At 26.1% G+C, this 24,405-nt stretch carries 22 protein-coding genes, 1 pseudogene and 1 riboswitch; of the genes and pseudogenes, 2 read left to right on the forward strand and 21 right to left on the reverse strand.

The window, feature by feature from the left end; genetic code table 11:
- Positions 1-37: 37 nt before the first annotated feature.
- From BN6774_RS11010 to BN6774_RS11020, 3 genes are all read right to left on the reverse strand, one after another.
- Positions 38-595, reverse strand: coding sequence for a DUF6512 family protein (locus tag BN6774_RS11010; RefSeq protein ID WP_066893558.1), 558 nt, complete (start codon positions 593-595; stop codon positions 38-40).
- A 75-nt stretch (positions 596-670) separates the two neighbouring features.
- Complete coding sequence (gene add, locus BN6774_RS11015; RefSeq protein WP_066893560.1) at positions 671-1,663, reverse strand: adenosine deaminase; 993 nt, start codon at positions 1,661-1,663, stop codon at positions 671-673.
- Between the two features lie 67 nt (positions 1,664-1,730).
- Positions 1,731-1,830, reverse strand: a riboswitch (purine riboswitch).
- Between the two features lie 134 nt (positions 1,831-1,964).
- Positions 1,965-2,450: a GyrI-like domain-containing protein gene (locus BN6774_RS11020; protein WP_066893562.1), complete on the reverse strand. Its 486-nt coding sequence runs from the start codon at positions 2,448-2,450 to the stop codon at positions 1,965-1,967.
- A 257-nt stretch (positions 2,451-2,707) separates the two neighbouring features.
- Between BN6774_RS11020 and BN6774_RS11025 the strand changes: the two genes are divergently transcribed.
- Positions 2,708-3,259, forward strand: a complete 552-nt coding sequence (locus tag BN6774_RS11025; protein ID WP_066893564.1) for a DUF6143 family protein — start codon at positions 2,708-2,710, stop codon at positions 3,257-3,259.
- Positions 3,260-3,345: 86 nt separating this feature from the next.
- On the opposite strand, the gene BN6774_RS11030 is transcribed toward BN6774_RS11025, so the two are convergent.
- The 14 genes and pseudogenes from BN6774_RS11030 to BN6774_RS11090 all read right to left on the reverse strand — a co-directional run bounded on the left by BN6774_RS11030 (position 3,346) and on the right by BN6774_RS11090 (position 18,578).
- Positions 3,346-3,912, reverse strand: coding sequence for a FlxA-like family protein (locus BN6774_RS11030; RefSeq protein WP_066893566.1), 567 nt, complete (start codon positions 3,910-3,912; stop codon positions 3,346-3,348).
- A gap of 76 nt (positions 3,913-3,988) precedes the next feature.
- A pseudogene (locus tag BN6774_RS18175) lies at positions 3,989-4,189 on the reverse strand (EFR1 family ferrodoxin); the annotation flags it as partial.
- 130 nt (positions 4,190-4,319) lie between these two features.
- Positions 4,320-6,017: an HD domain-containing phosphohydrolase gene (locus BN6774_RS11035; protein WP_066893569.1), complete on the reverse strand. Its 1,698-nt coding sequence runs from the start codon at positions 6,015-6,017 to the stop codon at positions 4,320-4,322.
- Positions 6,018-6,232: 215 nt separating this feature from the next.
- Positions 6,233-7,156 (reverse strand): carbohydrate kinase family protein, encoded by a 924-nt coding sequence (locus tag BN6774_RS11040; protein ID WP_066893570.1) that lies wholly within the window; start codon positions 7,154-7,156, stop codon positions 6,233-6,235.
- 17 nt (positions 7,157-7,173) lie between these two features.
- Positions 7,174-8,655 carry a glycoside hydrolase family 32 protein gene (locus BN6774_RS11045; RefSeq protein WP_066893572.1) on the reverse strand — a complete coding sequence of 494 codons (1,482 nt, stop codon included), beginning with the start codon at positions 8,653-8,655 and terminating at the stop codon, positions 7,174-7,176.
- Positions 8,656-8,669: 14 nt separating this feature from the next.
- Positions 8,670-10,100 (reverse strand): PTS transporter subunit EIIC, encoded by a 1,431-nt coding sequence (locus BN6774_RS11050; protein ID WP_066893574.1) that lies wholly within the window; start codon positions 10,098-10,100, stop codon positions 8,670-8,672.
- A 277-nt stretch (positions 10,101-10,377) separates the two neighbouring features.
- Positions 10,378-11,382, reverse strand: a complete 1,005-nt coding sequence (locus BN6774_RS11055) for a LacI family DNA-binding transcriptional regulator (RefSeq protein ID WP_066893576.1) — start codon at positions 11,380-11,382, stop codon at positions 10,378-10,380.
- Between the two features lie 105 nt (positions 11,383-11,487).
- Positions 11,488-12,951 carry a protein adenylyltransferase SelO gene (locus BN6774_RS11060; protein WP_066893579.1) on the reverse strand — a complete coding sequence of 488 codons (1,464 nt, stop codon included), beginning with the start codon at positions 12,949-12,951 and terminating at the stop codon, positions 11,488-11,490.
- A gap of 179 nt (positions 12,952-13,130) precedes the next feature.
- Positions 13,131-15,068 (reverse strand): KUP/HAK/KT family potassium transporter, encoded by a 1,938-nt coding sequence (locus BN6774_RS11065; protein ID WP_066893580.1) that lies wholly within the window; start codon positions 15,066-15,068, stop codon positions 13,131-13,133.
- A gap of 210 nt (positions 15,069-15,278) precedes the next feature.
- Complete coding sequence (locus tag BN6774_RS11070; protein ID WP_066893583.1) at positions 15,279-15,785, reverse strand: GNAT family N-acetyltransferase; 507 nt, start codon at positions 15,783-15,785, stop codon at positions 15,279-15,281.
- 154 nt (positions 15,786-15,939) lie between these two features.
- Complete coding sequence (arsB, locus tag BN6774_RS11075) at positions 15,940-16,983, reverse strand: ACR3 family arsenite efflux transporter (RefSeq protein WP_066893585.1); 1,044 nt, start codon at positions 16,981-16,983, stop codon at positions 15,940-15,942.
- Between the two features lie 9 nt (positions 16,984-16,992).
- Positions 16,993-17,403 (reverse strand): arsenate reductase ArsC, encoded by a 411-nt coding sequence (locus tag BN6774_RS11080; protein ID WP_066893587.1) that lies wholly within the window; start codon positions 17,401-17,403, stop codon positions 16,993-16,995.
- 100 nt (positions 17,404-17,503) lie between these two features.
- The gene (locus BN6774_RS11085) at positions 17,504-17,827 is read right to left on the reverse strand and encodes an ArsR/SmtB family transcription factor (RefSeq protein WP_066893589.1); all 324 of its coding nucleotides are present in this window, start codon (positions 17,825-17,827) and stop codon (positions 17,504-17,506) included.
- A 226-nt stretch (positions 17,828-18,053) separates the two neighbouring features.
- Positions 18,054-18,578, reverse strand: a complete 525-nt coding sequence (locus tag BN6774_RS11090) for a biotin transporter BioY (protein WP_066893591.1) — start codon at positions 18,576-18,578, stop codon at positions 18,054-18,056.
- A gap of 181 nt (positions 18,579-18,759) precedes the next feature.
- On the opposite strand from BN6774_RS11090, the gene BN6774_RS11095 reads away from it, so the two are divergent.
- The gene (locus BN6774_RS11095) at positions 18,760-19,740 is read left to right on the forward strand and encodes a biotin--[acetyl-CoA-carboxylase] ligase (RefSeq protein WP_066893593.1); all 981 of its coding nucleotides are present in this window, start codon (positions 18,760-18,762) and stop codon (positions 19,738-19,740) included.
- A gap of 57 nt (positions 19,741-19,797) precedes the next feature.
- On the opposite strand, the gene BN6774_RS11100 is transcribed toward BN6774_RS11095, so the two are convergent.
- The 4 genes from BN6774_RS11100 to BN6774_RS11115 all read right to left on the reverse strand — a co-directional run bounded on the left by BN6774_RS11100 (position 19,798) and on the right by BN6774_RS11115 (position 24,349).
- Entirely contained in the window at positions 19,798-20,412 is a 615-nt protein-coding gene (locus tag BN6774_RS11100; RefSeq protein ID WP_066893599.1) for a nuclease-related domain-containing protein, read from the reverse strand.
- A gap of 257 nt (positions 20,413-20,669) precedes the next feature.
- Complete coding sequence (locus BN6774_RS11105; protein ID WP_066893601.1) at positions 20,670-22,385, reverse strand: methyl-accepting chemotaxis protein; 1,716 nt, start codon at positions 22,383-22,385, stop codon at positions 20,670-20,672.
- Positions 22,386-22,840: 455 nt separating this feature from the next.
- On the reverse strand, positions 22,841-23,329 hold the full coding sequence (locus BN6774_RS11110) for a CarD family transcriptional regulator (RefSeq protein WP_066893603.1): 489 nt from the start codon (positions 23,327-23,329) through the stop codon (positions 22,841-22,843).
- A gap of 123 nt (positions 23,330-23,452) precedes the next feature.
- Positions 23,453-24,349, reverse strand: a complete 897-nt coding sequence (locus tag BN6774_RS11115; RefSeq protein WP_066893604.1) for a GNAT family N-acetyltransferase — start codon at positions 24,347-24,349, stop codon at positions 23,453-23,455.
- Positions 24,350-24,405: the final 56 nt, after the last annotated feature.

Genomic DNA, 24,405 nt, shown 5'->3' on the forward strand with positions numbered 1-24,405 from the left:
CCCACTATTTATATTTATTTAATATAATTTTTATAAACTAATCCTTTATTTTATATATCCCATATTCCCCTGTATTATTATCTTTAAAATAATCATTCATAGGTGGTTTAATAGTGAATATGATAAATATAATAATATGAAGTATTATTCCTGCCAAAGCTATATATATTAATTTTTTATTTTCTTTACTGTTACAAGCGATAATATAAGAAATTATTTGTCCAGCTAGAACTCCCACAAAATAGCCACCTATATCAACAATTAAATTAGCTGTAGAGGTTGCATCTTTAAAAAATGCATGCCAAAGTCCAGTTAAGGAAAAACAAACAATCTCAAAGACTATAATTGAAATGAATTTACTAAACAAAAAATTCTTTGCTTCCTCTTTCACAAAAATATATTCAAAAGCTGAATATATTAATATAGGATACATTCCTATTTTCCAATGCTCCCACATACTTTCATTTACAGGCGCAAATAACCCTAAAATATAATTTTCTCCAGACATATCGTAGATAAAATGCCACAAACAACCTAAAATAAAAATCAGGAAAACACCTATAACCTCATACTTTAACAATCTTTTACACTTCATATTTCTTCTCCCATAAAATAATTTATATCCTATTTTATGTTAAAGTGCAAAATAAATACATTTCTTTCTGAAATATTAAATAAATCTTAGCAATTCTTTTTTTGTTTCTTCACTACAAAAAGCTGCATTTACACTATTTATATAAATTTTCTTATATTCATCTAATGTAACATTAAAAGTTTTAATTACGTTACTAGTTTCTTCATTTAAATTAATGTTAGAAACCATTCTGTTATCCGTACTAATATTAACCTTTATATTATCTTTATGGTATTTATATATAGGATGATTATCATATATATTTACTGCTTTAGTATCAATATTACTCTTTGGACACATTTCTAATGTAATTCCTTTTTCTTTAACTAGTTCATAAGCTTCCTTATCATTATATATAAAAACGCCATGTCCAATTCTTTCTGCACCTAATAAATTTATTGCATCTCTTACATTCTTGCCAAACCCAGTTTCTCCCGCATGTATTGTAACTCTAAATCCTTTTTCTTTAGCTAGTTTCATTGCTTCAATGTACTCATAAGCAAAATCTTCCTTTTCTGTGGCAGCTAAATCTATTGCTACGACACCTTGTCCAATAAATTGTGCTCCTGCTTCTATAGAATCAAATACATGTTTTAGATCTAATCCTCGTATACACGATATAATAACATTTCCTTTAATTTCATATTTTTTTTCTGCATCTCTTATTCCGTCAATTACGCTTTGAATTACCTCATTTAGTCTTAAACCTTCTTTTACATGAAATATTGGTGCAAATCTAACTTCAATATATTTAATATTTTCTTTTGCAGCATCTTCAAGTAATTCATAGGCTGCTCTTCTTAAATTTTCTTTACTTTGCAAAACTTTATTAGGTAAATCGAACTTTTCTAAATATTCATCTAATGAACTACAGTTTTCATCTATAGATAACATTTTTTTAACTTCCTTATAATCATAGCTATCTAACTCTATATTATCCTTTTGAGCAAGTTCTATAACTGTTTCAACTCTTAAGCTACCATCTAAATGACAATGAAGTTCAATTTTAGGTAAATTATTAATATCCATTTAATCACTCCAATCTAAATTTATTTCTATAAATCTGTATAAAAAAAATTCTTAATCACGAAGAAATCACAATAAATGATTTCCTCGTAATCAAGAATTAATGGTTCTTGGTAGAAACCCCTAAACCGTATTATTAGGGTTATACGAAGCATTTAATATACTTTACTTTAAATTAATAATTATTTTAGCATATTTATTAATTTAGTCAAGATTTTTTTAAAATTTAATTTATTATATACTACAAACTCTCTTATAATTTTAAAATACTCTCTATTAATTTATTTTGTAATTCTATTTATACTCAATTAGTTATAGCAATCCAAACCTCTTGCTCTTTATTTTCCATATAGCATTCTATAACAGGAAGATTTGCTAACTTATATTTTGAATTTGGAAGCCATTCAGAATAAAATTCTTTATATACTTTTTGTATTGCTTCAGGTAATTCGCCATTTGCATTTATTATTACCCACTTTGCCGATGGATAACTAAACTCCTCCATTCCATCAATTAGTGGAAATTCTTTATATTCTAAGCTATCAATATAATTGGTTACACCTATAATATACTCCATAAACTCTGATTCACCCCATTGTCCACCTTGCGCAATTCCTAAAAAGCCTGATGGTCTATAATTAGGAAAGTTATTTAAAAATTTTTCCATAGTTCCATTTTTCCATGCTTTATCCCATATAGAAGGGATTGTATTAAAAGCATCTGATGTTTTTATTTTTTGAGATACTCCCATAACTTTAAAGGCTGGAAACTCTTCAATTTTATAATTCATATGACTTTCTCCTTTTATATTTATTTGAAATGAAAGTTTAGGACAAGATTTCAATTGAACTATATTAGTTCTAACACTTGATAAATATACTCGATATTTTATGCCATATTTTATCGGTTTCAAATATATATTATATATTTATATTTTACATTAATATACATTCTATTACCATATTAATCTTTTTGTAACATATTCTTTAATTATGTAATATTATAGATTAAGGGACTATTCTTATCTTATAAATGTAGGTGATTTAGATGTCTTATTATAATAGTAAACTACCGATAGAGGTTTCATTAGAATATCCTTTATATCAATCAGAAAAAGGAAACTACTTTATTGCTCAAACTCCGATTATAACAAGTGAAACTAGCAAATCAATAGTTGTACTAAAAAACCCTATCAACTCCAACAAAAAAATATATTTAAATGCTATAACCATAACTAATATTTCTTCCTCAAGTTTATCCTCTGAATTTTATTTAAGATCAAATTTTAATGATGGACTTACAAGTAAATTAGTTAGTTGTACCAATACAACAATTTTTCCAAAGCCAATTCCTGAAGGTAAAATTAAATATTTAGGTAATGCCAATATGCCTCCCATTAATGGAGTTTCTATATTTAGCAGAATTGTCTCGCCTTACTCTACATTAGTTATAGATGGTGGACAAATTATATTAGCTCCTGGTGAAGCTATTGCTGTTTATATTGGCGGATTTTTATCAACTTCCTTCGATGGAATTATAATTGCTTTTGGTTGGTGGGAAGAAGATTTTCATTATAATAATGATATGTGTAAAGATTAAATAACTTTTTAATAATCAAATATAAAACACCAAAGTAACTTAGTTTTTACTTTGGTGTTTATTTTTCTGTATATATTATTTACCTTTTAAGCTTCGCTATCTACAAAATTTCCTACTAGCTCAATATCTTCACTTATTACTTTACTTTCATCTCCACCAACTTTTTCAAGCTTAGAATTAATATTTTTTATATTATTTTTTATATTAGATAAAACCTTATCCTTATTTTCAGTATTAATTCCTCTAGCCTTATTTATTGTAATTTCATTTTCTAATATTTTAATATTTTCATCTAGCTTACTTAAAGCGTTATTTAAATCTCTAGAATTATCTAATTTTACTGATGGATACTTAAACTTATTGTCACTTTCTGAAGAACTATTATTATTTAAACTATCATTATTTTTTTCCGCTTGTACTTTAGCTATTTGGCTATCAATATTTGTTATCTCGGATTGCAATGATTCAATTTGAGCTTGCAAAGTTTCACTTTCATTGCCATCCTTTGAAGTTAATTCTTTCTGCAAACTTTGAATTTCTTCTTGTAAAGATTCTCTTTCCTTTATCAAGCTACTTAACTTAGAGTTGTTATTTTTACTTGTAGTATATGTAGAGTTACTACTATAATTATTATTTACACTTATTGTACTCATAATTTAACCTCCAAATTCTTTTTTATTATATAACTTGAAGCTTAAATTAATCTTAAATAATAAATTGATTTTAAAATTAACTTTCTAAAAAATATCTATTTCTACCCTTTGTTTTATTTTTATATTCAATTGCCTTTGTAGGACAACTAGAAATACATTCCATACAATGAGTACACTTTTCTCCCCATTTAGGTTTATTTTCAACCAACTCAATATTATTTAATGGACATAGTTTAACGCATTTCCCACAACTAATACATTTTTCAGTAGAATAAAATCCTTTAGTTTAAATCCTTTTTTTCTTCAAAGATTATTAATATAATAAACTGCATTTCCTGTATCAAGTCCACAGGTTAAAATAAAATAAATCATAATATCCCCACAATAACTTTCTTATATTGAAATAATTATATTATACTGCAAAATATTTCTACTATTTTAGGATCAAATTGATGTCCAGCACACCTTTTCAACTCATCTATTGCTTCTTCCTTTGTTTTTATTTTATTATATATTCTATTACTTGTCATTTCATCATAAGAATCTGCTACAGATACAATCCTTGCAATAAATGGAATTTCTTCTCCCTTTAACCCTAGAGGATATCCTTTTCCATCCCATCTTTCATGATGTGTTAATATCCCTCTAGCAACATGACTAATTTCAGGTAAAGTCATTGCTAATCTATATCCTTTTTCTGCATGTGTTTTCATTATTTCATATTCATCCTGTGTTAAGCTTGAATCTTTTAAAAGGATTTTTTCTGGTATTGCAATTTTGCCAATATCATGTAGCTTAGCTAACAAAATCAATTCATTTACAGTATCATGCTTCAAATTTAAAACTTTTGCCATTTTTACACAATAATTTACTAATCGTTCAGTATGCTTAGCAGTTTCTACGTTTTTAAAATTTAAACTTTCTTGTAAAGTTGATAAAATTGAACTTCTCATACTTTTACCATTTAAAATTTTTTGTCTATATAGCTTTTCTTCCGCTTCCATTAATGCTTTATCAACACTTTTTTCATCATTAATTAATGAATATCCCATTGCCATACTTAAAGGTATTTTTTCACTACTATTATTATTTAATCCTAAATTTATATCTTCTATTAACTTTTCACAATTCCTATCATATACGTTAGGAATTAAAATTATAAATTCATCTCCTCCCCATCTAAATATTAGCTCATTATTATTGCATGAAGTTTTTATTATTTGTGATATTTTTTTTATTAATTTATCCCCTAAAATATGCCCAAATGTATCATTAACAATTTTTAATCCATTAATATCACCCATTATTATTCCAATAGGAAACCTTTTGTTTCTTATTAAACAATCTACTTTTTCATCAAAAAATGTTCTATTATATAATCCTGTTAAAATATCGGTATAGCTTAAATATCTTAACTTTTCTTCTTCTTTTCTTGTAGTAATATTTCGAGCAACTCCAACTATTCCTAATATATCATCATGATTTATAATAGGTGTTTTTATAGTCTCAAAAATATACTCTTTATTATCACTACTTTTTAACTTTTCTTCTATGAAAAGTTGCTTCTTTGTATTTAATACAATTGTGTCATGTTTTGAACAAGTTTCGATGAAATCTCTATTTAGGTTAAGGTCAATGTCTTTCTTACCAATAAACTCAGTTACACCTAAGGCTTTATAAAACTCTATACAATGTTTATTCGCTCCCATATATCTACAGTTCTTATCTTTATAAAATATAATTTCTGGTACATTATCAATAATCGTTTGTAAGATACTTATAGTCTTATTCAATTCTAAATTGTTTAAAGAGGCTTCATTTAAAAGAATTCCTAATTCTATTTCTTTATTATTAATAGTTTCTTTAATAATCTTATGAGTATATGTTTTACCGTCATACATAAAGGAATAATTATTTTTCTTTTGAATAAATAATTCTAAATCCTCACTTTTCAAAATAATATATTCATCTATAAAATCTATATTGGATAAGTTTATATTTAACATACTACTAAAACAAATGTTAATATTAATAATTTTTTTATTTTCACTTATCCAAATAGGGAATGGAATTAAATTAATAAATTGATTTATTAATTTAATCATAGTATCACCTCTCTATTCTTAAATGGCTAAATGGTGTAATAATTTCTATGTTAACTTATTTTAGTTTTAGTAATCCTCGTCTAAATATACTTATTTTAGCTCATATCTAACACCTTTAATTATTAAAACATATTAGAATTTATTATTTATATAAAAAAAAGATTGAGCTTCTATATAATTAGCTCAATCTTTTATTTTAAAGGTATAACTTTATTTTAATTTTTACTTGATTTAATTCTCATATTAACTTTTTCAATTGTAGGTATTGATGGTATTGCTCCATATTCTTCACAAGTTATTGCTCCAACAACATTTGCAAAACCTACTACATCAATATAATCTATATTTTCGCTATAAATTGATAATTTATAAAGAACTCCACCAACAAATGCATCTCCTGCCCCAGTTGAATCTTTTTGCTTTATTTTAATAGATTCTACAATGGTTGAATTAGAATTTTGAATTACCATTGTTCCTTCTTTTCCTAAAGTTATGGCAACACAATTTAAGTTTAATGATTTTAATAATAAAACTGCCTCTTCTAAAGAATCTTTGCCTGTTAAAAGCATAGCTTCTTCATCACTTAATTTTATAAAATCAGCTTCTTTAATAAAATTCCAACAATTTTCTTTGTATGATTCAATTAAATCATTAGTTATAAGAGTTTCTCTATAATTAGGATCAAAAGAAATTAAAGCTTCTTTTTCCCTGCCTTTCTTTAAAAGTTTATAGTAATTTTCTGTATTATTTTTATCTAAAAAGGCTATTGCAGACCCAAAATGAATTATGCATTCATCATTTATATCTAACTCATTTACTTCTAAATTATAATTTTCATCACTACCTCTATAAAAATCAAAACTTCTTTCACCATTTTTATCTAATGTAACTAAAGCTAGGGTAGTTTGTCCTTCTTCCTTCATATAAGTTGTATTTACATTATTATCTATCAATACACTTTTTAAATATTTTCCAAAATTATCATTTCCAACTTGTCCTAAGAAGAATGACTTTCCCCCAAGTTTGCTAATTGCTACAGCAACATTTGCTGGTGCTCCTCCTGGTTTTCTTATATAAGTTTCACCATCTGTTGAAACTAAGTCAATTAATAATTCTCCAATACATAATACCTTCTTCAAGATTATGTCCTCCAAATCTATATACTCTTTTTCAAATTATATTTTCTATAACTATATTCTATATCATCCTCTGAAAAGATCTCAATATTTTTAGAATTATTTAATGGAAAAACCCTTGATGTAAATACTTTTTCTCCATTGTTTATAAAAATCTCTACTATACTATTATCTACTAATATTTTAATATTTATTTCATCTGAAATATCTAATTTTACTTTTCTTTGTTGTCCAAATTCTTCTGCAATCTTATGAATTAAATTACTTCTATCTAAAACTACTTTTTTATTTTTTTTATCAAAACTTAAAGTAAGTTTTTCTTTATCTGATACTAATAAGTTTAATCCAAAATTCTTTGAATTTAATGTCTTAATATCTAATTCTAATTCATATGAATTATTATTATTTTCAAATTTCTTTATTCCATTAACCTTTTCATTGATAATTTCTTCATCTTTTCTTAAGAGACTTAATTCTTTAGCTGGTAATTGATATAATCTATTATCTTTAATAGTTAATTCCCTTGGGAATGTTAAACAATTAGCCCACAAGTTCTTATCTGTTGGATATTTAAACTCTCCCATTCCAGCCCAAGCAAATAATAAAGATCTACCTTCTTTATCTTTAAAACTTTGAGGTGCATAAAAATCAAATCCAGCATCAAATTCATCATAGCTTTCTACCTTAAATTCTAAATTAGCTAAATCCAATTCTCCTATCATATAAACTACATTAAATAAGTTATTATATTTTTCTTCTTCTATATCTATACCTTGAGGCGAAAAAATCAATATATCTCTTCCATCTATATTTATATAATCAGGACATTCCCACATATATCCGCTTTTTTCTATAAAACCTTTAATAGCTAGTTCACCTAGAAACTCCCACTCTAATGCATCTTTAGATTTATACATTATAAAGGCTCCTGTTTCATCAATTCTTTGAGCTCCTAAAATCATATAAAATTCATTATCCTTTTTAAACACTTTAGGATCTCTAACATGACCAGTATATCCATCTGGAGTTCCTAAAATAATAGGGTTGTTTTTATATTTTTCAATTTCTCCATTTTTATTCATTATAGCTAAACATTGATTTGCACTTCTATTGACTTTATCTAACTTTATATTACCAGTATAGTAAAGATATAGCTTTTCATCTATCTCAATTGAAGTTCCTGAATAAGCTCCATGAGATTCATAAGTTTCAGTTGGAGTAATTCCAACACCAACTCTTTCCCAATTTACTAAATCAGTTGATTCAAGTTGAGCCCAATGCTTCATACCATGAATTGTTCCAAATGGATACCACTGGTGAAACAATCTGTATTTTCCCTTATAATAGGCTAGTCCATTTGGATCATTTAATAATCCATACTCTGGATGTATATGATAATTGGGTTTCCAAAAATCATTCTTAGCTTTATTCTCTAATTCTTGCAGTTCCCCATCTCTTGCTTCATATATTGTTCTATATTTTGCTTCTTTATATTTTGACATCTCTACCACCTTTATTAAACTGTTGATTTTTTTCTTATCTTTGAAAACACAATTGTTAATACTATTCCAGATACAAGAGTTATTAAACTAGCTAGAATGTAATGTAAGTGACCAGAATTTTCTGCTGCAACTATTGCTAATCCTGGAATAGCTGTAGCTCCAAATCCTATTGCTGTTACTTTAGTTAAATAGACATAAGCTCCACCTATAGCCCCTGCAATACATCCTGCTATTAAAGGATATTTATTTTTTAAAGTTACACCAAAAATAGCTGGCTCAGATATACCAAATAAAATTGATCCAAAAGAAGATATGCATATTTGTCTTTCCTTCATACTCTTCCAATTAATAATTAAATATCCTAATACAGCGCCACCTTGACCAATTAAAGCTACTGACATTAATGGCATAATGAAATTTCTTCCTGTATCTGCAATTAATTGTGCTTCTACTGCACCTATTACATGATGTAATCCAGTTATAACAACTATTTGTTGAATTCCTGCAAAGAACATATATCCAAATATACCTAAGTTAGTTGTTATCCATAATAATGAATTAGTTATAATATTAGCTAGTTCACGTCCAACTGGTCCAATAATAGTAAATAATAAAAATGATGCTACTGTAACTGTTGCTAAAGGAGATAAAAATAATTTTATTAAATCAGGAATTTTTTTATTAAAGAAATTATCTAGTTTAGCAGTTATAAATCCCATCATTAAAGCTATTATTATTCCACCTTGAAAAGCAACAAGTTGAACTTTTAGTCCAAAAATATTTATAACCTCTGGATCTACAGATCCGTTACCAACTCCATAAGCATTTGCTAAATCTGGATGCAACATTATAGCTCCGATTACAAGACCTAAAACAGGGTTCCCACCATATCTTTTAGTTGCAGAATATACTACTAATAAAGGTAATACTGTAAATATTCCTGTAGAAGTTATTTGCATAAATCTATTAATACCTGCTAAAGATGGATACATTTCTATTATAGATTTATCCCCAAATATACCTTGTTGACTTAGTAATCCTGTAATTCCCATTAATAAGGCTGCTGCTAACAATCCTGGTATAATATCAACGAACACATCTGATAAAGATTTAATTGATTTTTGGAATAGGTTTTGTTTTTGTGCTGACTTTGCTTTAATATCTCCTAAGGACATATTTTCTTTTCCTGATAATTTAGCAAACACATCATAAATATCATTTACAGTACCAGCACCAAATATAATTTGTAGCTGATCTCCTACAATAAAAACTCCTTTTGCTAGATCTAAATCTTCAATAGCTTTTAGATTAATTTTACTTTTATCATCAAAAACTATTCTTAATCTAGTTGCACAATGAGCAACTCCTTGGATATTATCTTCTCCTCCAACATTAATTAATAATTCTTCTGAAATTCTTTTATAATTTTCAAATTTACTAGACATTTTTATTCCTCCTTTAATTTTGTGGAACCGGTTCTATTATTTATATTTTGATATTATCATATTCTATTTCTTAATGCAACTTTTTTAGAAAACTTTTTCATTTGAAATTTTTTCAATTTTCTTATCTAATTTGTAACTTTTTGAAGCTTTTTCAATAAACTTATTTGTTAAAGTCTATTTATTTTCTTAATAGTAAAAAATTAAGAGAATTTATAATTATTAACTCTAAAATTAATAATTCATAAATTCTCTTAAATAATAAAAACATTTTAATTATCTATATTAATTTATTTATGCTCCTAACACTAGTTCCTTCTATTAATTCAAATCCAATAATTTTAAGTTTCTCAACCTCTTTCTCTTCTATAAGATTAATAATTGTATCTGCTGATAGTCTTCCTGCCTCTATATTATCGAATTTAATAGTTGTTAAACTCGGATTAATATATCTTAATATATCATATCCACCAAAACCTACTAAAGAAATATCTTCAGGTACTCTTTTATTATGTTTGTTAATAGATTTTAATGCTCCTAAAGCTATTTTATCTGTTGCACATATTATTGCTGTTGCTTCTATGTCACCGATTAAATTATCTATTGTTTCTTCAGCTTTTTTAGAAGTAAAATCAGTTATATTTGTAGAAACTTTAACATCTAAATTATCTTTTAATGCTTCCAACACACCTTTTTTTCTAAATATACCTACTGCCTCATCATCTTCTTCTACGCCTAGGTATAAAACATTTTTGTGGCCCTTGTTTAATATATACTTTCCTACAGTGTATCCTGCATTATAATCATCATTAATTATTGAAATTGCTGAATCATACTTTTGTCCTACTATAATTATAGGAACATTCAGTTTTTTAATAGCCTCTTTATGCCTTTGAGTAATTTCAGTTGCAATAAGTATTATACCATCAACCTTAAGTCTTGATAGATTTTCAATATTATCAACTTCAATATCCCTATTAAGACTAGTATTTAAAATTAAAGAATTATATCCCCTATTTCTAAGTTCTTCATCCATAGCCATTATAGTTTTAGAAGTAACTGCTGAATCTAGACAAGGAGCTATAATACCTACAAATTTAGTTTTCTTTGCTTTTAAACTTTGAGCAAAAGCATTAGGCTCATAATTATATTTTTCTATTATCACTTTGATTTTTTCACTAGTACTTTCACTAATTCTACCACCATTTAAATATCTTGATACTGTACTTTTAGCTACTCCAGCCATCTCGGCAATATCCTTAATAGTAATATTCTTATTTTCCATTTAAACACTCCAAATTTTTCTTTTTATATAAGTATAAAATTATTCTATCATTTTAAAAGGAAATTAACTAGTAAAATACTTTTGCTACTAAAATATTTTTACATTTTATGTTCCACAAAAAGTTCTATAAGGAATCTTTGAAGGCTTAGGTAATTTTGTATATTCTTCTTTATCTTTAGTATAATCATAGGGAGTAGATAACACGTCTAAAAGCTTATTAATTAAAGTATAATCATCCTTTTTCACGGCTGCTTCTATTGCCTCTTCTACACGATGATTCCTTGGTATAACTGAAGGGTTTACACTTTTCATAAGATCTATAGCTTCTTTTTCAGATTCTCTTTGCCTTTTAAGTCTTTCTTGCCATCTAGATTTCCATTCATTAAATTCTGTAGTTTCAAACATTATTATATTATCTTTTATATTTAGAGTTAAACTTCTGAAAGTATTTGTATAATCAGCTTCGTATTTATGCATTAGATTTAAAAGATCGTATATTAAATTATCATCCTCTTTTTCTTCATTAAATAGTCCTAGCTTTTTTCTCATTCCCATAATATAACTTTCTTTATATATATCATTAAATTTTGAAATTGAGTTTTGTGCTAATTCTATTGCTTCTTCTTCATTATCACTAAGTAAAGGAATTAAGGTTTCTGCAAATCTCGCTAAGTTCCAAGCCATAATATATGATTGATTTCCATAAGCATATCTACCTTGATAATCTATAGAACTAAAAACAGTTTCTGGATTATAAGTATCCATAAAGGCACATGGTCCATAATCTATTGTTTCTCCACTTATAGTAACATTATCAGTATTCATTACTCCATGAATAAATCCTACTTGTAGCCACTTAGATACTAAATGTGCTTGTCTTTTTATCACTTCTTCTAATAAATATAAATACGGATTTTCTTTTTTTTCACCTTCACTATAATGTCTTTTTATAGTGTAATCAGCTAAAGCTTTTAAATTCTCATAATTTGTAAATCTTACTGCATATTGAAATGTTCCTACTCTTATATGACTAGATGCTACTCTTGTTAATATTGCTCCTTGCTCTACCCTTTCTCTAACTATTGATTCTCCAGTAGTGACTACAGCTAAACTACGAGTAGTTGGGATTCTAAGTCCATTCATAGCTTCACTTATAATATATTCTCTAATCATTGGCCCAAGGGCAGCTCTACCGTCTCCACCTCTTGAATATGCAGTCCTACCTGCTCCCTTTAATTGAATATCTATTCGATTTCCATTAGGAGTTATATGTTCTCCTAATAATATAGCTCTACCGTCTCCAAGCATTGTAAAATGTCCAAACTGATGCCCAGCATAAGCCTGAGAAATTGGTGTAGATTCTTCATAAATTAAATTTCCTGATAATATATTAGCTCCATAATCACTTATTAATGCATTTGAACTTAATCCTATTTCCTCTGATAAATTATTATTAAATATAACTAATTTAGGCTCTTTCACTTTACTAGGATATTGAATTTTATAAAATGAGTCTGAAAGATTTAAATAGCTATTATCAAAATTAAATTTTATTTCTTTTTCTTTCATTTCTTTTCCTTTCATTTCAAAGCTTTATTATATATTTTTAGCTTTAAATTCTTTATTATACTAATCCATAATCAACATTAATTTTTATATAATAAATATTATTAATTATATTATAACATTTTTATAAATAAATAAAACAATAGGACTACAAAATAATATTCGTAGTCCTATTGTTCTATTTAATCTATCCTTGTTAATACTATTGTTTCTTTATTACCTATAATTATTGGGACTTTCTCTATCTTAACAACACTTGTATCTATTCCGAACCATTTTGCAGGAGATACTGTTACTTTTTTAATTAAAAGTTTAGTGCTAGTTATAAAGTTGTCCCACCTAGATAGTTCACTTTCATTTGAAAGTGTTTCTTCTAATAATACAAATTTAAAATCTCCAACTACACATTTTCCGTTATGTCCAATCATATAGTCTTTAGGCGTATATTTTATTTCACCACTTCTTACTAGCTCTTGTATTATTTGATGCAAAAATACATTTATTTTTTGATCAACTCTAAAACCAAGTTTAAATTGAACACTAAAAGCTTCATTAGGTACTATTGTTTTTACACTATACTCTGTTGTATAAGGTTCATCAGTTACCTTAACATTTATAAACCAATAGAATTTTGCTCTTTTCGGTTGCTTATTAAAAATTGAGTAAATAATCTTGCTTTCTATTTCCTTATAATTTTGTGATTCAGTTAAATATACAAGGTTAGTTGCATATAAAGGAAGTTCCTCATCTTCTTTTAATGATTTTAAATGATTTGTAAAATCCAATATACTAGCATATTCACTAAATCTTTTTCTTATTTTTGTACCATATATCCATATATACATTAAGAAAATAAGAGCTCCAGAAATTATAATAGTTACATAGCCACCATGTATAAATTTAAACAAGTTAGCATATAGAAAGCTTCCTTCAATAATTATAAATGTTATAAGCACAATTATTGACATAAGCTTTTTCTTTTTATTATGTCTTAAATATTGATTTAATAGTATAGTTGTCATTAACATAGTTATTGTTATTGCTAAACCATATGCAGCTTCCATGTTCTCAGATTTTTTAAATTTTAGAACTAACAATACACAACCAATATATAGTAAGTAGTTAACTGCTGGTATATAAATCTTTCCTTTATCATCATTTGGATATCTAACTTGAAGTTTTGGGAACATATTCAACTTTATTGCTTCAGATACAAGAGTAAATGAACCTGTAATTAAAGCTTGGCTAGCAATAATTGCTGCTATAGTTGCAACTATTGTTCCTGTAACTACGAACCAATTTGGCATAATCAAGAAAAATGGATTTGCTTCAATTATTTTTCCTTCTCTTAATAACAACCAGGCTCCTTGTCCTAAATAATTAACTACTAAACATATTTTAACAAATATCCAAGTATAGTGTATATTTCTTTTTCCGCAATGTCCTAAGTCTGAATATAAAGCTTCAGCACCAGTCGTACATAAAAATACAGCTCCTAATATATACACGCTTCTAGGACTTGTAAATAACAAATGGATACCATAATAAGGATTTAAGGCTTTTATTATTCCAGGATATTGTAGTACTTGAGTAAATCCAAGTACAAATAGCATTAAAAACCATATTACCATCATTGGTCCAAACATTTTTCCGATTACATCTGTTCCAAACCTTTGAAGTAAAAATAATACTGTTAATATACTAATTACAATTATAATTATTCCTTTTGTTTCTATAGGAAAAACTAAAGTCAATCCTTCAATAGCAGATGTTACAGTTACTGGAGGTGTTATCATTCCGTCTGCAAGTAAAGATGCACCTCCTACGACAGCAGGAATAATTAGCCACTTAGCATTTTTTCTTACTAAGGTATATAGAGAAAATATTCCTCCTTCCCCCTTATTATCTGCTTCTAATGTTATCATTACATATTTTATAGTTGTTTGTAGAGTTAATGTCCAAAAAACTAAAGATACCCCTCCTAATATTAATTCTTTAGACACATAACCATTATTTACTCCTAGCATTGATTTCATAACATAGAGAGGTGAAGTACCAATATCTCCATAAACTATTCCTAATGCCACAAGTAAAGATGCTACAGTAATTTTTTTGTTCATTTTTGATTATCTCCTTCGTTTAATTGCCATAAAATTACTTCAACTTATTATAATCTCATAAACTTTTAATGTCTACATCAATTTGTTCAAAAAAAGTTAATATTTTCGACCTAATTCTATACAAATTTTAAATTAAGTCTTATTATCTTCAATTTATTGTTTTTTTCTAAACAAATTAAGTTATTTTCATAAAAACATACAAAAATGAAATTAATTATATTGTAAACCAACCTTACTACTTCTACGCTCCATAAGAGTAACATCCTTCCAGCTACCATTGTCCATTTTAGCAATTTTTTCTCTAATTCCAACTTTTCTAAAGCCGCATTTTTCATGCAATTTAATACTACCAAAATTCTCATTAATTATACTTGATTGCAAAGTCCATATACCATATCTTTCAGATTCTTCAATAACTTTATTTAATAAAATTGTTCCAAGTCCTTTTCCCTTAAAATTTTTTGAAATATAAATACTTAATTCTGCAACGCCTTTATACACACATCTACTAGAAGTAGGACTCAATGCTACCCATCCAATAACAGCTTCTCCATCGGTTATAATAAATCTGCAATACTCTAAATGTCCTTTGTTCCATTCTTCCCATGTTGGTAATTTGTTTTGAAATGTAGCAATTTTTGTATCTATTCCTTCTTTATAAATTCTAGAGACCTCTTCCCAGTTCTCTTCTGTCATTACTTTAATAAAATATCTCATAAGCATTCCTCCATTTTCATGTTTTATACGGTTTTATTTCTTGATATAATATTCTTCAATATAATTCATAAAATAATTTTAGTATAAGTGAATTTCAATATACAACTATTTATATAGAAAAAGATATAGATTTCTCTATATCTTTCACTTATTATTATTTAAAATACTTCCTTGTCCTATTTGATATTTTAACTAAAGTTAGCATAACTGGTACTTCTACTAGAACACCCACCACAGTCGCCAAGGTAGCACCTGATTGCAAACCAAATAATGATATAGAAACTGCAACTGCTAATTCAAAGAAATTACTAGCACCTATCATTCCTGCCGGTGATGCTATTGAATGAGGTAGTTTCCAAAACTTTGCCCATAAATATGCTATTGCAAAAATCATAAATGTTTGTATTACTAAAGGAATTGCTATTAATATTATGTGTACTGGGTTTTCTAATATTTTATCTCCTTGGAAAGAGAAAATCATTATAAGTGTTAATAATAATCCTATAATAGTAACTGAATCAAACTTCTTTAAGAATATATCTTCAAAATATGCTAAACCTTTTTGCTTAATTACAATGTTTCTTATTAAAAAACCTATTAAAAGCGGAATTACAACAAATAGTATTGTCGAAAGAATTAGTGTTTCTAAAGGTATTTTTATATTACCTATACCTAATAAAAATGCTACAATTGGTGCAAATGCAACTAAAATAATTAAATCATTTACAGCAACTTGAACTAATGTATATGCTGCATCACCTTTGGTTAAATGACTCCATACAAATACCATTGCTGTACAAGGTGCTGCCCCTAAAAGAACTGCTCCGGCTAAGTATTCTTTTGCTAATTCTATTGGCAAAAGACTTTTAAATACGACAAAGAAGAAAAATGCTGCTATTAAATACATAGTAAATGGTTTTATAAGCCAATTAGTTACACATGTAACTGCTAAGCCTTTTGGTTTTTTACTCGCATTTATAATACTTAAAAAATCTATTTTTAACATCATTGGTATTATCATTATCCAAATTAAAATTGCTGTAGGTACAGAAACATTATAATATTCAAATTTGCTTAAAGTTTCTGGAATTATAGGTATAAACTTGCCTATAGCAACTCCAATTACAATACATATAAATACCCAAATAGTTAAATACCTTTCGAAAAAGCCTATTCCTTTCTTTTTATTATCCTCCATAATATTCTCCTATAAAATTTTATTTTCTTTAATTCTCTCTACCAAATCTTTTATTTTATCCTCAATTGTTTTTGCTACTTTAATAAATTCCACATCAGATTTTCCTGTTGGATCTTCTAATCCCCAATCTTCAATATGCTTTGCTAAAACTACTGGACAAACTACATTACATCCCATCTTTATAACAATATCAACTTCTGGGATATCAGTAAGTAGCTTAGATTTTTGAGTTTTATTCATATCTACATTATATAGTTCTTTTATTATTCTTACTGCATCTTGATTAATTTGTGGCTTTGTTTCTGTTCCAGCAGAAAAACTTTCAAATACTTCACTTCCATATATTTTTCCTAATGCTTCTGCCATTTGTGATCTACAAGAATTGTGAACACAAATAAATGCTACTTTTGGTTTACTCATCTTTTTTCTCCTTATTTATAAACTTAATTTCATTACTTGCTTTAGCTTTTAATATCTTATTTGTAGTATTAAATGTTACATTATTGCTTCTGTTTCATTTTTATTTCTTACATATATATTGACTAAATTTGCAAATACAATCATCCGTTTTAGTAATTGTACCCATTAAAAATAAAACTAACTTATTTGCATTATCAATTTTTAGCCTATAGTGATTCCATGTCCCTTCTTTTCTACTTTCAACTAATCCACATTCCATAAGGACTTTCATATGATGCGATAATGTAGGCTGAGTAAAATCAAAAAATTCTAATATATTACAAGCACATCTTTCGCCACAAGAAAGAATATCTATAATTTTTAATCTGTTAGGATCGCTAAGTGCCTTTAGTATTTTAGAATTTTGTTCATATACATTTTCCATATAAACCTCCTTTATATAGATTGTTACCTATATACCATAAATATAGATTATTATCTATATACTGTCAATATAATATGTATTTCTAAAGATTTTTATACTAAATATATTGATATATATCTATATTATATGTTAATGATATTTATCTGTTACAATATTTCAAAAAAAAAGAGTAGCTTTACTACTCAATATCAAAAAACATATAAATATATATCTATATAATAAAATACTAATCTTTTAAAACTTTATTTAACTTTACAGCTATAAAAGAACTTAAAAAACACTTGAAGATATCTCCTACTATGAAAGGAAAAACTGCCAATGATAATGCTGAAATTATGCTTACATTTTGAACTATACTCATAAATATTGATCCAATTATATATAGAACAATCATCCCAATAAATATAGTGATAAATAAATATCTTTTAAAACTATTATTTTTACCTTTTAAGTAACTAATTAGTGGTGTAATAATTAAAAACCCTAATATAAATCCTCCTGTTGGCCCAAACAATTTACCTAGTCCACTTGTCCCACCAGAAAAAACAGGTAATCCAAAAACCCCAAGAAAAATATATAGGATTACAACTAAAAAAGATTGTTTTGGTGTAAGAACTAATGCTACTAAATTAATTGCAATTGTTTGAGCTGTTACCATTACTGGACTAAAAGGCAATGGAAAAGCAATATATGCTGATATACAAATTATTGCAATACAAATTGACATTTTAGTTAATTCTTTTATTTTCATACTAATCCCCCCTTTTTATAAATATAAATTTACTAATGATTTTTCAAAATCTTTTTTATGTGTGACATATTATAAATGATACTTCCTTACCACGGAATAGTCAACTATATTTTAATTTAAGTTGACATTATTTATGTTATAATATATTTTATAATAAGAATATATTATAGTAGGAGATAACATGAGTGTAAAAGATAAAACTTTAAGTGTACTTGAAAATAATAAAGGAGATTTTATTTCCGGTGCTGAAATTGCAAAAAAGCTTTCTGTAAGTAGAAATGCAGTTTGGAAGGCAATAAAGCTATTACAAGATGAAGGGTATAATATATTAGCAGTAAATAATAAAGGATATTGTCTCTCTATTGATACTGATATATTATCTCCTCAAAGTATTGATAAGTATTTAAAAAATGACTTAGTAAACTTTAATATTAATGTTTACAAAAGTATAACTTCAACTAATGATTTAGCTAAAGAACTTGCAATTAAAGGCGAAAAGGAAGGTACAGTAATTATAGCTGAAGAACAAACTAATGGTCGTGGTAGATTTAACAGAAAGTTTTATTCGCCTAAAGAGACAGGCATTTATATGACTATTTTGTTAAGACCAAAAATCCATGCATCAAATTCATTTCTTATAACTACGGCTGCTGCTGTTGCTGTTTCAGAAGCTATAGAATCAGTTTCTAATAAAGAAGCTAAAATAAAATGGGTTAATGATATATATTGTGATAATAAAAAAGTATCTGGAATTTTAACAGAGGCATCTATTGACTTTGAAAGTGGTATGGTTGATTATGCTATTTTAGGCATCGGAATAAATGTAAAACCACCTAAAGAAGGTTTTACAGAAGAAATTCAAGATATTGCTACTAGTATCTTAGATTACGATCCATCAATATCAGTTGATATAAGAAGTAGACTTATAGCTGAAGTATTGAATAGATTTTGGCTATATTATGAAACTATTGAAAATAAATCATTTATTGCTTCCTACAAATCAAGATCATTATTAATAGGAAAAGATATAAATATTTTTTCTAAAAATTCTTTAGAAAAAGCTAATGTCATTGAGATTGATGATGAATGTCGACTTAGAGTTAAAATGGAGGATGGAAGCATTAGACTTTTATCTTCTGGTGAAGTTAGCATAAGAATATGATATTTTTATTTTATAATAGGTGTATATTTTGTATACACCTATTATAATTTTAGATAATTATAATGAAATATTTTTAATTATTCTTTTCACATGTTTTTTCCTTGCTCTAGCACTATTAATATTAGATTTTTTAATTAAATTATATATATCTTCTATTTCTACTTTTGATAATTTAATATCTGATTTATATTTTCTTATAAACCTCTTTAATTTTTTTAATTGAATAACCGGTGTATTAGTTTTAACTTTTTTTAACTTTGATTTATTAGTAAAAACTATTAAAGATATAAAGACATCATTTCTTTTTATATGCTTTTCTAAAGACTTAATATGTCCATAATTTTGTCTTATTGGATTGTAAAATTTATTCTTTTTCATATTTATAATTTGAGTCCATTCCCTTGAATACTCATCGCCATAAATTGATCCTTTATAATCCTTTGTTTCAATAACAAATATACCTTTTTTACCTATTAATATATGATCAATTTGACTTGTACCATTATTTCCTTTTACCATTATGTCATTTAAAAGTTTATATCCTTTTATTTTATTTAATACATTACTTACTTCTTGTTCTCCTAAATTAACTTCTTTGCTATAACATCTTTTTCTAATTAAAATTATCGCTATTAATATAATACTTATTACTGCTATTAAATTAAGACTCATGTGTTAACTCCTATATATTTTTCCTTTGTTTATTTTATAATTTACATTTTATATATAATATTTATTTTTGTAAATATTTTTGTTTTTTGTTTATTTTTATTATCATTTACGAGTATTTTATTTAAGATATAACGATACAAAATTATATTCAACTCCTCTATTTTTTAATAAAATATTTTAACTAAATTCTTTATTGTAAAAATTAAGGATATCTAAATATTAGATTTACTTCTCTAATATTTAGATATCCATTTAAATTAAACCTTAAACTTTTGTATCATTTCGTTAAGTCTTTGTGCTAATTCTGCTTGACTTTGTGCAGTCAATGCTACTTGCTCTATTGCTTTTGTAGTTTCATCCATACTTTCTTTTATTATAAAGGATCCTTCACTTGTTTTTTGTGATGCTTCTGCCATATTTTGAACTGCTTCGCTAACTTGTCCAACAGTAGCTGTAACCTCTTCTGACATAGAGGCAATTTCATCTGACATTTTACTAACTATATCTGAATCATCATAATATTGATTACCAGCTTCCTTATAAGCTTTAAATTGTTCATATACATTTTTATTTATAAATTCTAATATATCATTTCCTGTTTCTATGCTACTTTTAAATGCATTTTGTACTTTTAAAATAGTTTCTTGTATTATTAGTGCTGATGATTTAGATTCTTCTGCTAGTTTTCTTACTTCTTCTGCAACTACAGCAAATCCCTTCCCTTGTTCTCCAGCTCTAGCTGCTTCTATGGCTGCATTTAAAGCAAGTAAATTTGTTTGCTCCGCTATTCCACTTATTGTATCCGCCATTACTTTTATAGTTTGGACTACTTCGCTCTCCTCAATAGCCTTCTGCATTTTACTTTTCTTTTCATCATAAATCTTTACCATTTCCGCTATTGCTTTTTCACTATTATTTTTAACTTCTAACGCTCTTTCCTTTGAACTATTAGCATTATTACTTCCATCTAAAGCTGTTGAAGATAATACATTTATACTTGCATCTACTTCTTGTACAGATGCACTTATTTGTTCTGATGTAGCACTAGATTCTTGCATTTCTAAAGAAATGTTATTTACTGCTTCATCTATGGTTTCAGTTTTCGAAAGTAATTCCTGTGCAGTTGCTGAAAGTTCTTCTGAAGAAGCACTAATATCCTCTGAGTTTTCCATAATTATTCTAACTAAATTATTTACATTATCTTGCGCAGTATTTAATGCTATTCCAATATCTCCAAATTCATCTTTTCTAGTGATAGTTATAGGTATTGAAAAATCATACTCAGATAATCTTTTAGCTAGTTCCCCAATTTTATTAAGTGGATTTATAATATTTTTACTTAAAACATACGCTATAAAAATTATAATTCCAAATATTAAAATAGTTGAAATAAGTGTCATTATAGAAATTCCTCTAAATATTTTAGAATTTTCTATATTACTTTCATTAGCTAGATTATCATTTATTGAAATAGACTTTTCTAATTTGTCAAACATAGAAGTTAGTATAGGGGTTATTTCTGAATTATATACTTCTAAAGCTTCATCATATTTCTCACTTTTTAAAAATTCCATAGACTTAGCTTTTAATTCTCTATATTTGTATAGGTCATTTTTAAAATCAGAAAATAACTTCTCTTCTTCTTGATTTTTATTTAAATCCTCATATTCTTTTATTAATTTCTCATTTTTAGAAACTATATTATTTATAATTTCCATTTCATCCTTTATCTTAGATTTATCTCCCTCATATGTCATTTTTACCATATTAACATAATCATAGTACAAATTAGCTTTTAAACTTTGTAAATTTCTAATTGAAACTATATTATTAGAATAAATTTCATTGGAGTTCTTATTTATAATATTTGCTCCTATTATTCCTTCTGCACCAATTGATAAAATAAAAATACATATTATTGTAAATATAACTATAAGTTTATTTTTTATTTTTAAATCAATAAAAAACTTCATTTTTTTCATCCTTTCTTCTATTAATCATTTGTGTAAATTATATTATCGAATATTGTTTAGTATTTTTTAAAGGATTTATCAATTTTTATAATTATCCAATAATCTTATTTGAATTTATAATAATATTTATATTTGAAACCTTTTCTTTTATTATATTAAAAGATACTTTTATTTACCTATTTAGCAATTTTCAATTATAAAGTACATAAAACTATAAACTTATTTATAATAAAAAACTTTAAAGGTATAGTAAACTTACTATACCTTTTTGTTATTTTTATAAATCTTTTGTTTATGAATATATATAGTAGTCACCTAGATATAAAAATATTATGAGAATAGATGTATTGAATTAAAATGGCTGTTACACAACAATTGTGTTCCAGTCATTTTAAGAAATAAGATAAACTATTAAAGTTAAAAAGAACTGTTTTATCCATTAATTTTAATACATATTAAATATTATTTTTAATATAATCTCCTACTTCATCCACATTAATTTTTAAAACTATTGCAAATTCTTCATATAGTTGCTTCTTAGCAACAACCATAATATCTTCATCTGTTTTATTAAGCTTTTTACCTAAAGAAGCTTTTTCATTCTCTTCTAATTTTATAGAATTTATTACCTTGATGATTTCTTCAGCATTTCCACTCTTAATTATAGATTTGTATTCTTGAATTTTCTTTCTTGCATCCTCAACTTCAACAGTTTCATTCCTACTAATTCCTTCTATAAGATCCATAACCTCATCCTTAGTCATAAGCTTTCTTAATGACAATTTTTTATTATTAACTGGAATCTTAATAGTCATTTTACTATTATAAACAGGTGATAAAATATAATATTCATGCTCCTCACGTCTTAAAGATATTTTTTCTATATCCTGGACCTTACATACACCATTTGAACCATATACAACATAATCATTTACCTTAAACATAATTTTCCTCCTTGTGTAATAGACAATGAAAAAAGTAGTCCCTACAGCTAAAATCCCTAGGAACTACATGCTATTAATTCTATTATACCACAAGAATACTAATTTTTCTAATAATATGAATATTTAAATATATATTCTATAATAATTAATTATTGATTCTTCTTTGAAACCACATGACTTGTATAAATTTAACGCATTTTTATTTTTTATTTCCACATCTAATGTAATATTTGTTATTTTTTCTTCGTTTAACTTCTTTAACACTTTAATTATTGATCTTTTTCCATATCCCATTCCCCTATACTTAGGAAGTATTCCAAAGCCACTAATATACGCTCCATTAAACTCTTTAGTAACTTTTATTTTACCAATAACTTCATCACTTAGACATATTAAATATGTTATAGCACCATTTCTCTCTTCATCTTCCGGTAGGATTTTTTCGTTACAACCTTCTCCAAAAAATAGCCTGTTAAGTTCATTTATTTTATTGATGTCTTTATTATTAGCCTTTTTAAATTTAATCCTTTCATCTACACTATTAAAATTTAACTCTTTACAATTCATTCTACATTCAGAAAAAGAATACTTTCCATTAAAATATTCTATAAAATTTCTACCTGAATCTGATTTATCATCACATAGTAATAATATTTCACTAAAACTTCTTTTTTTACACTCATTTAAAACTAAATCAATCACTTTTGTAAAAATTCCATTTCTCCTAAACTCTGGATGAACCATACCATTTATCTCTGCAACATTACCATTAAAGCATGAAATACTTGCATATCCAATTAACTCTTTATTTGAATAATATAAAAACTCATTTATCTCATTTATATTATTTTTATAATCCTTTTCTAGCTTATTTTTATAATCTAATTCTAGCTTTAAAATAACCTCATCATATTTTTTACATATATCTTCTAATTTTTCTATTTCTATTTTTTCTTCTTCATTTAAGTATTTCTTCAAAATTATATATTGATTAAATAAATCATTATTTATATTTTTCATTATTATCCTCCTTTCTCTAATAAATTATCTACTATACATTCATTTTTCTATATTAT

This window comes from Clostridium nigeriense, assembly GCF_900086595.1.
GTDB classification, from domain to species: domain Bacteria; phylum Bacillota; class Clostridia; order Clostridiales; family Clostridiaceae; genus Clostridium; species Clostridium nigeriense.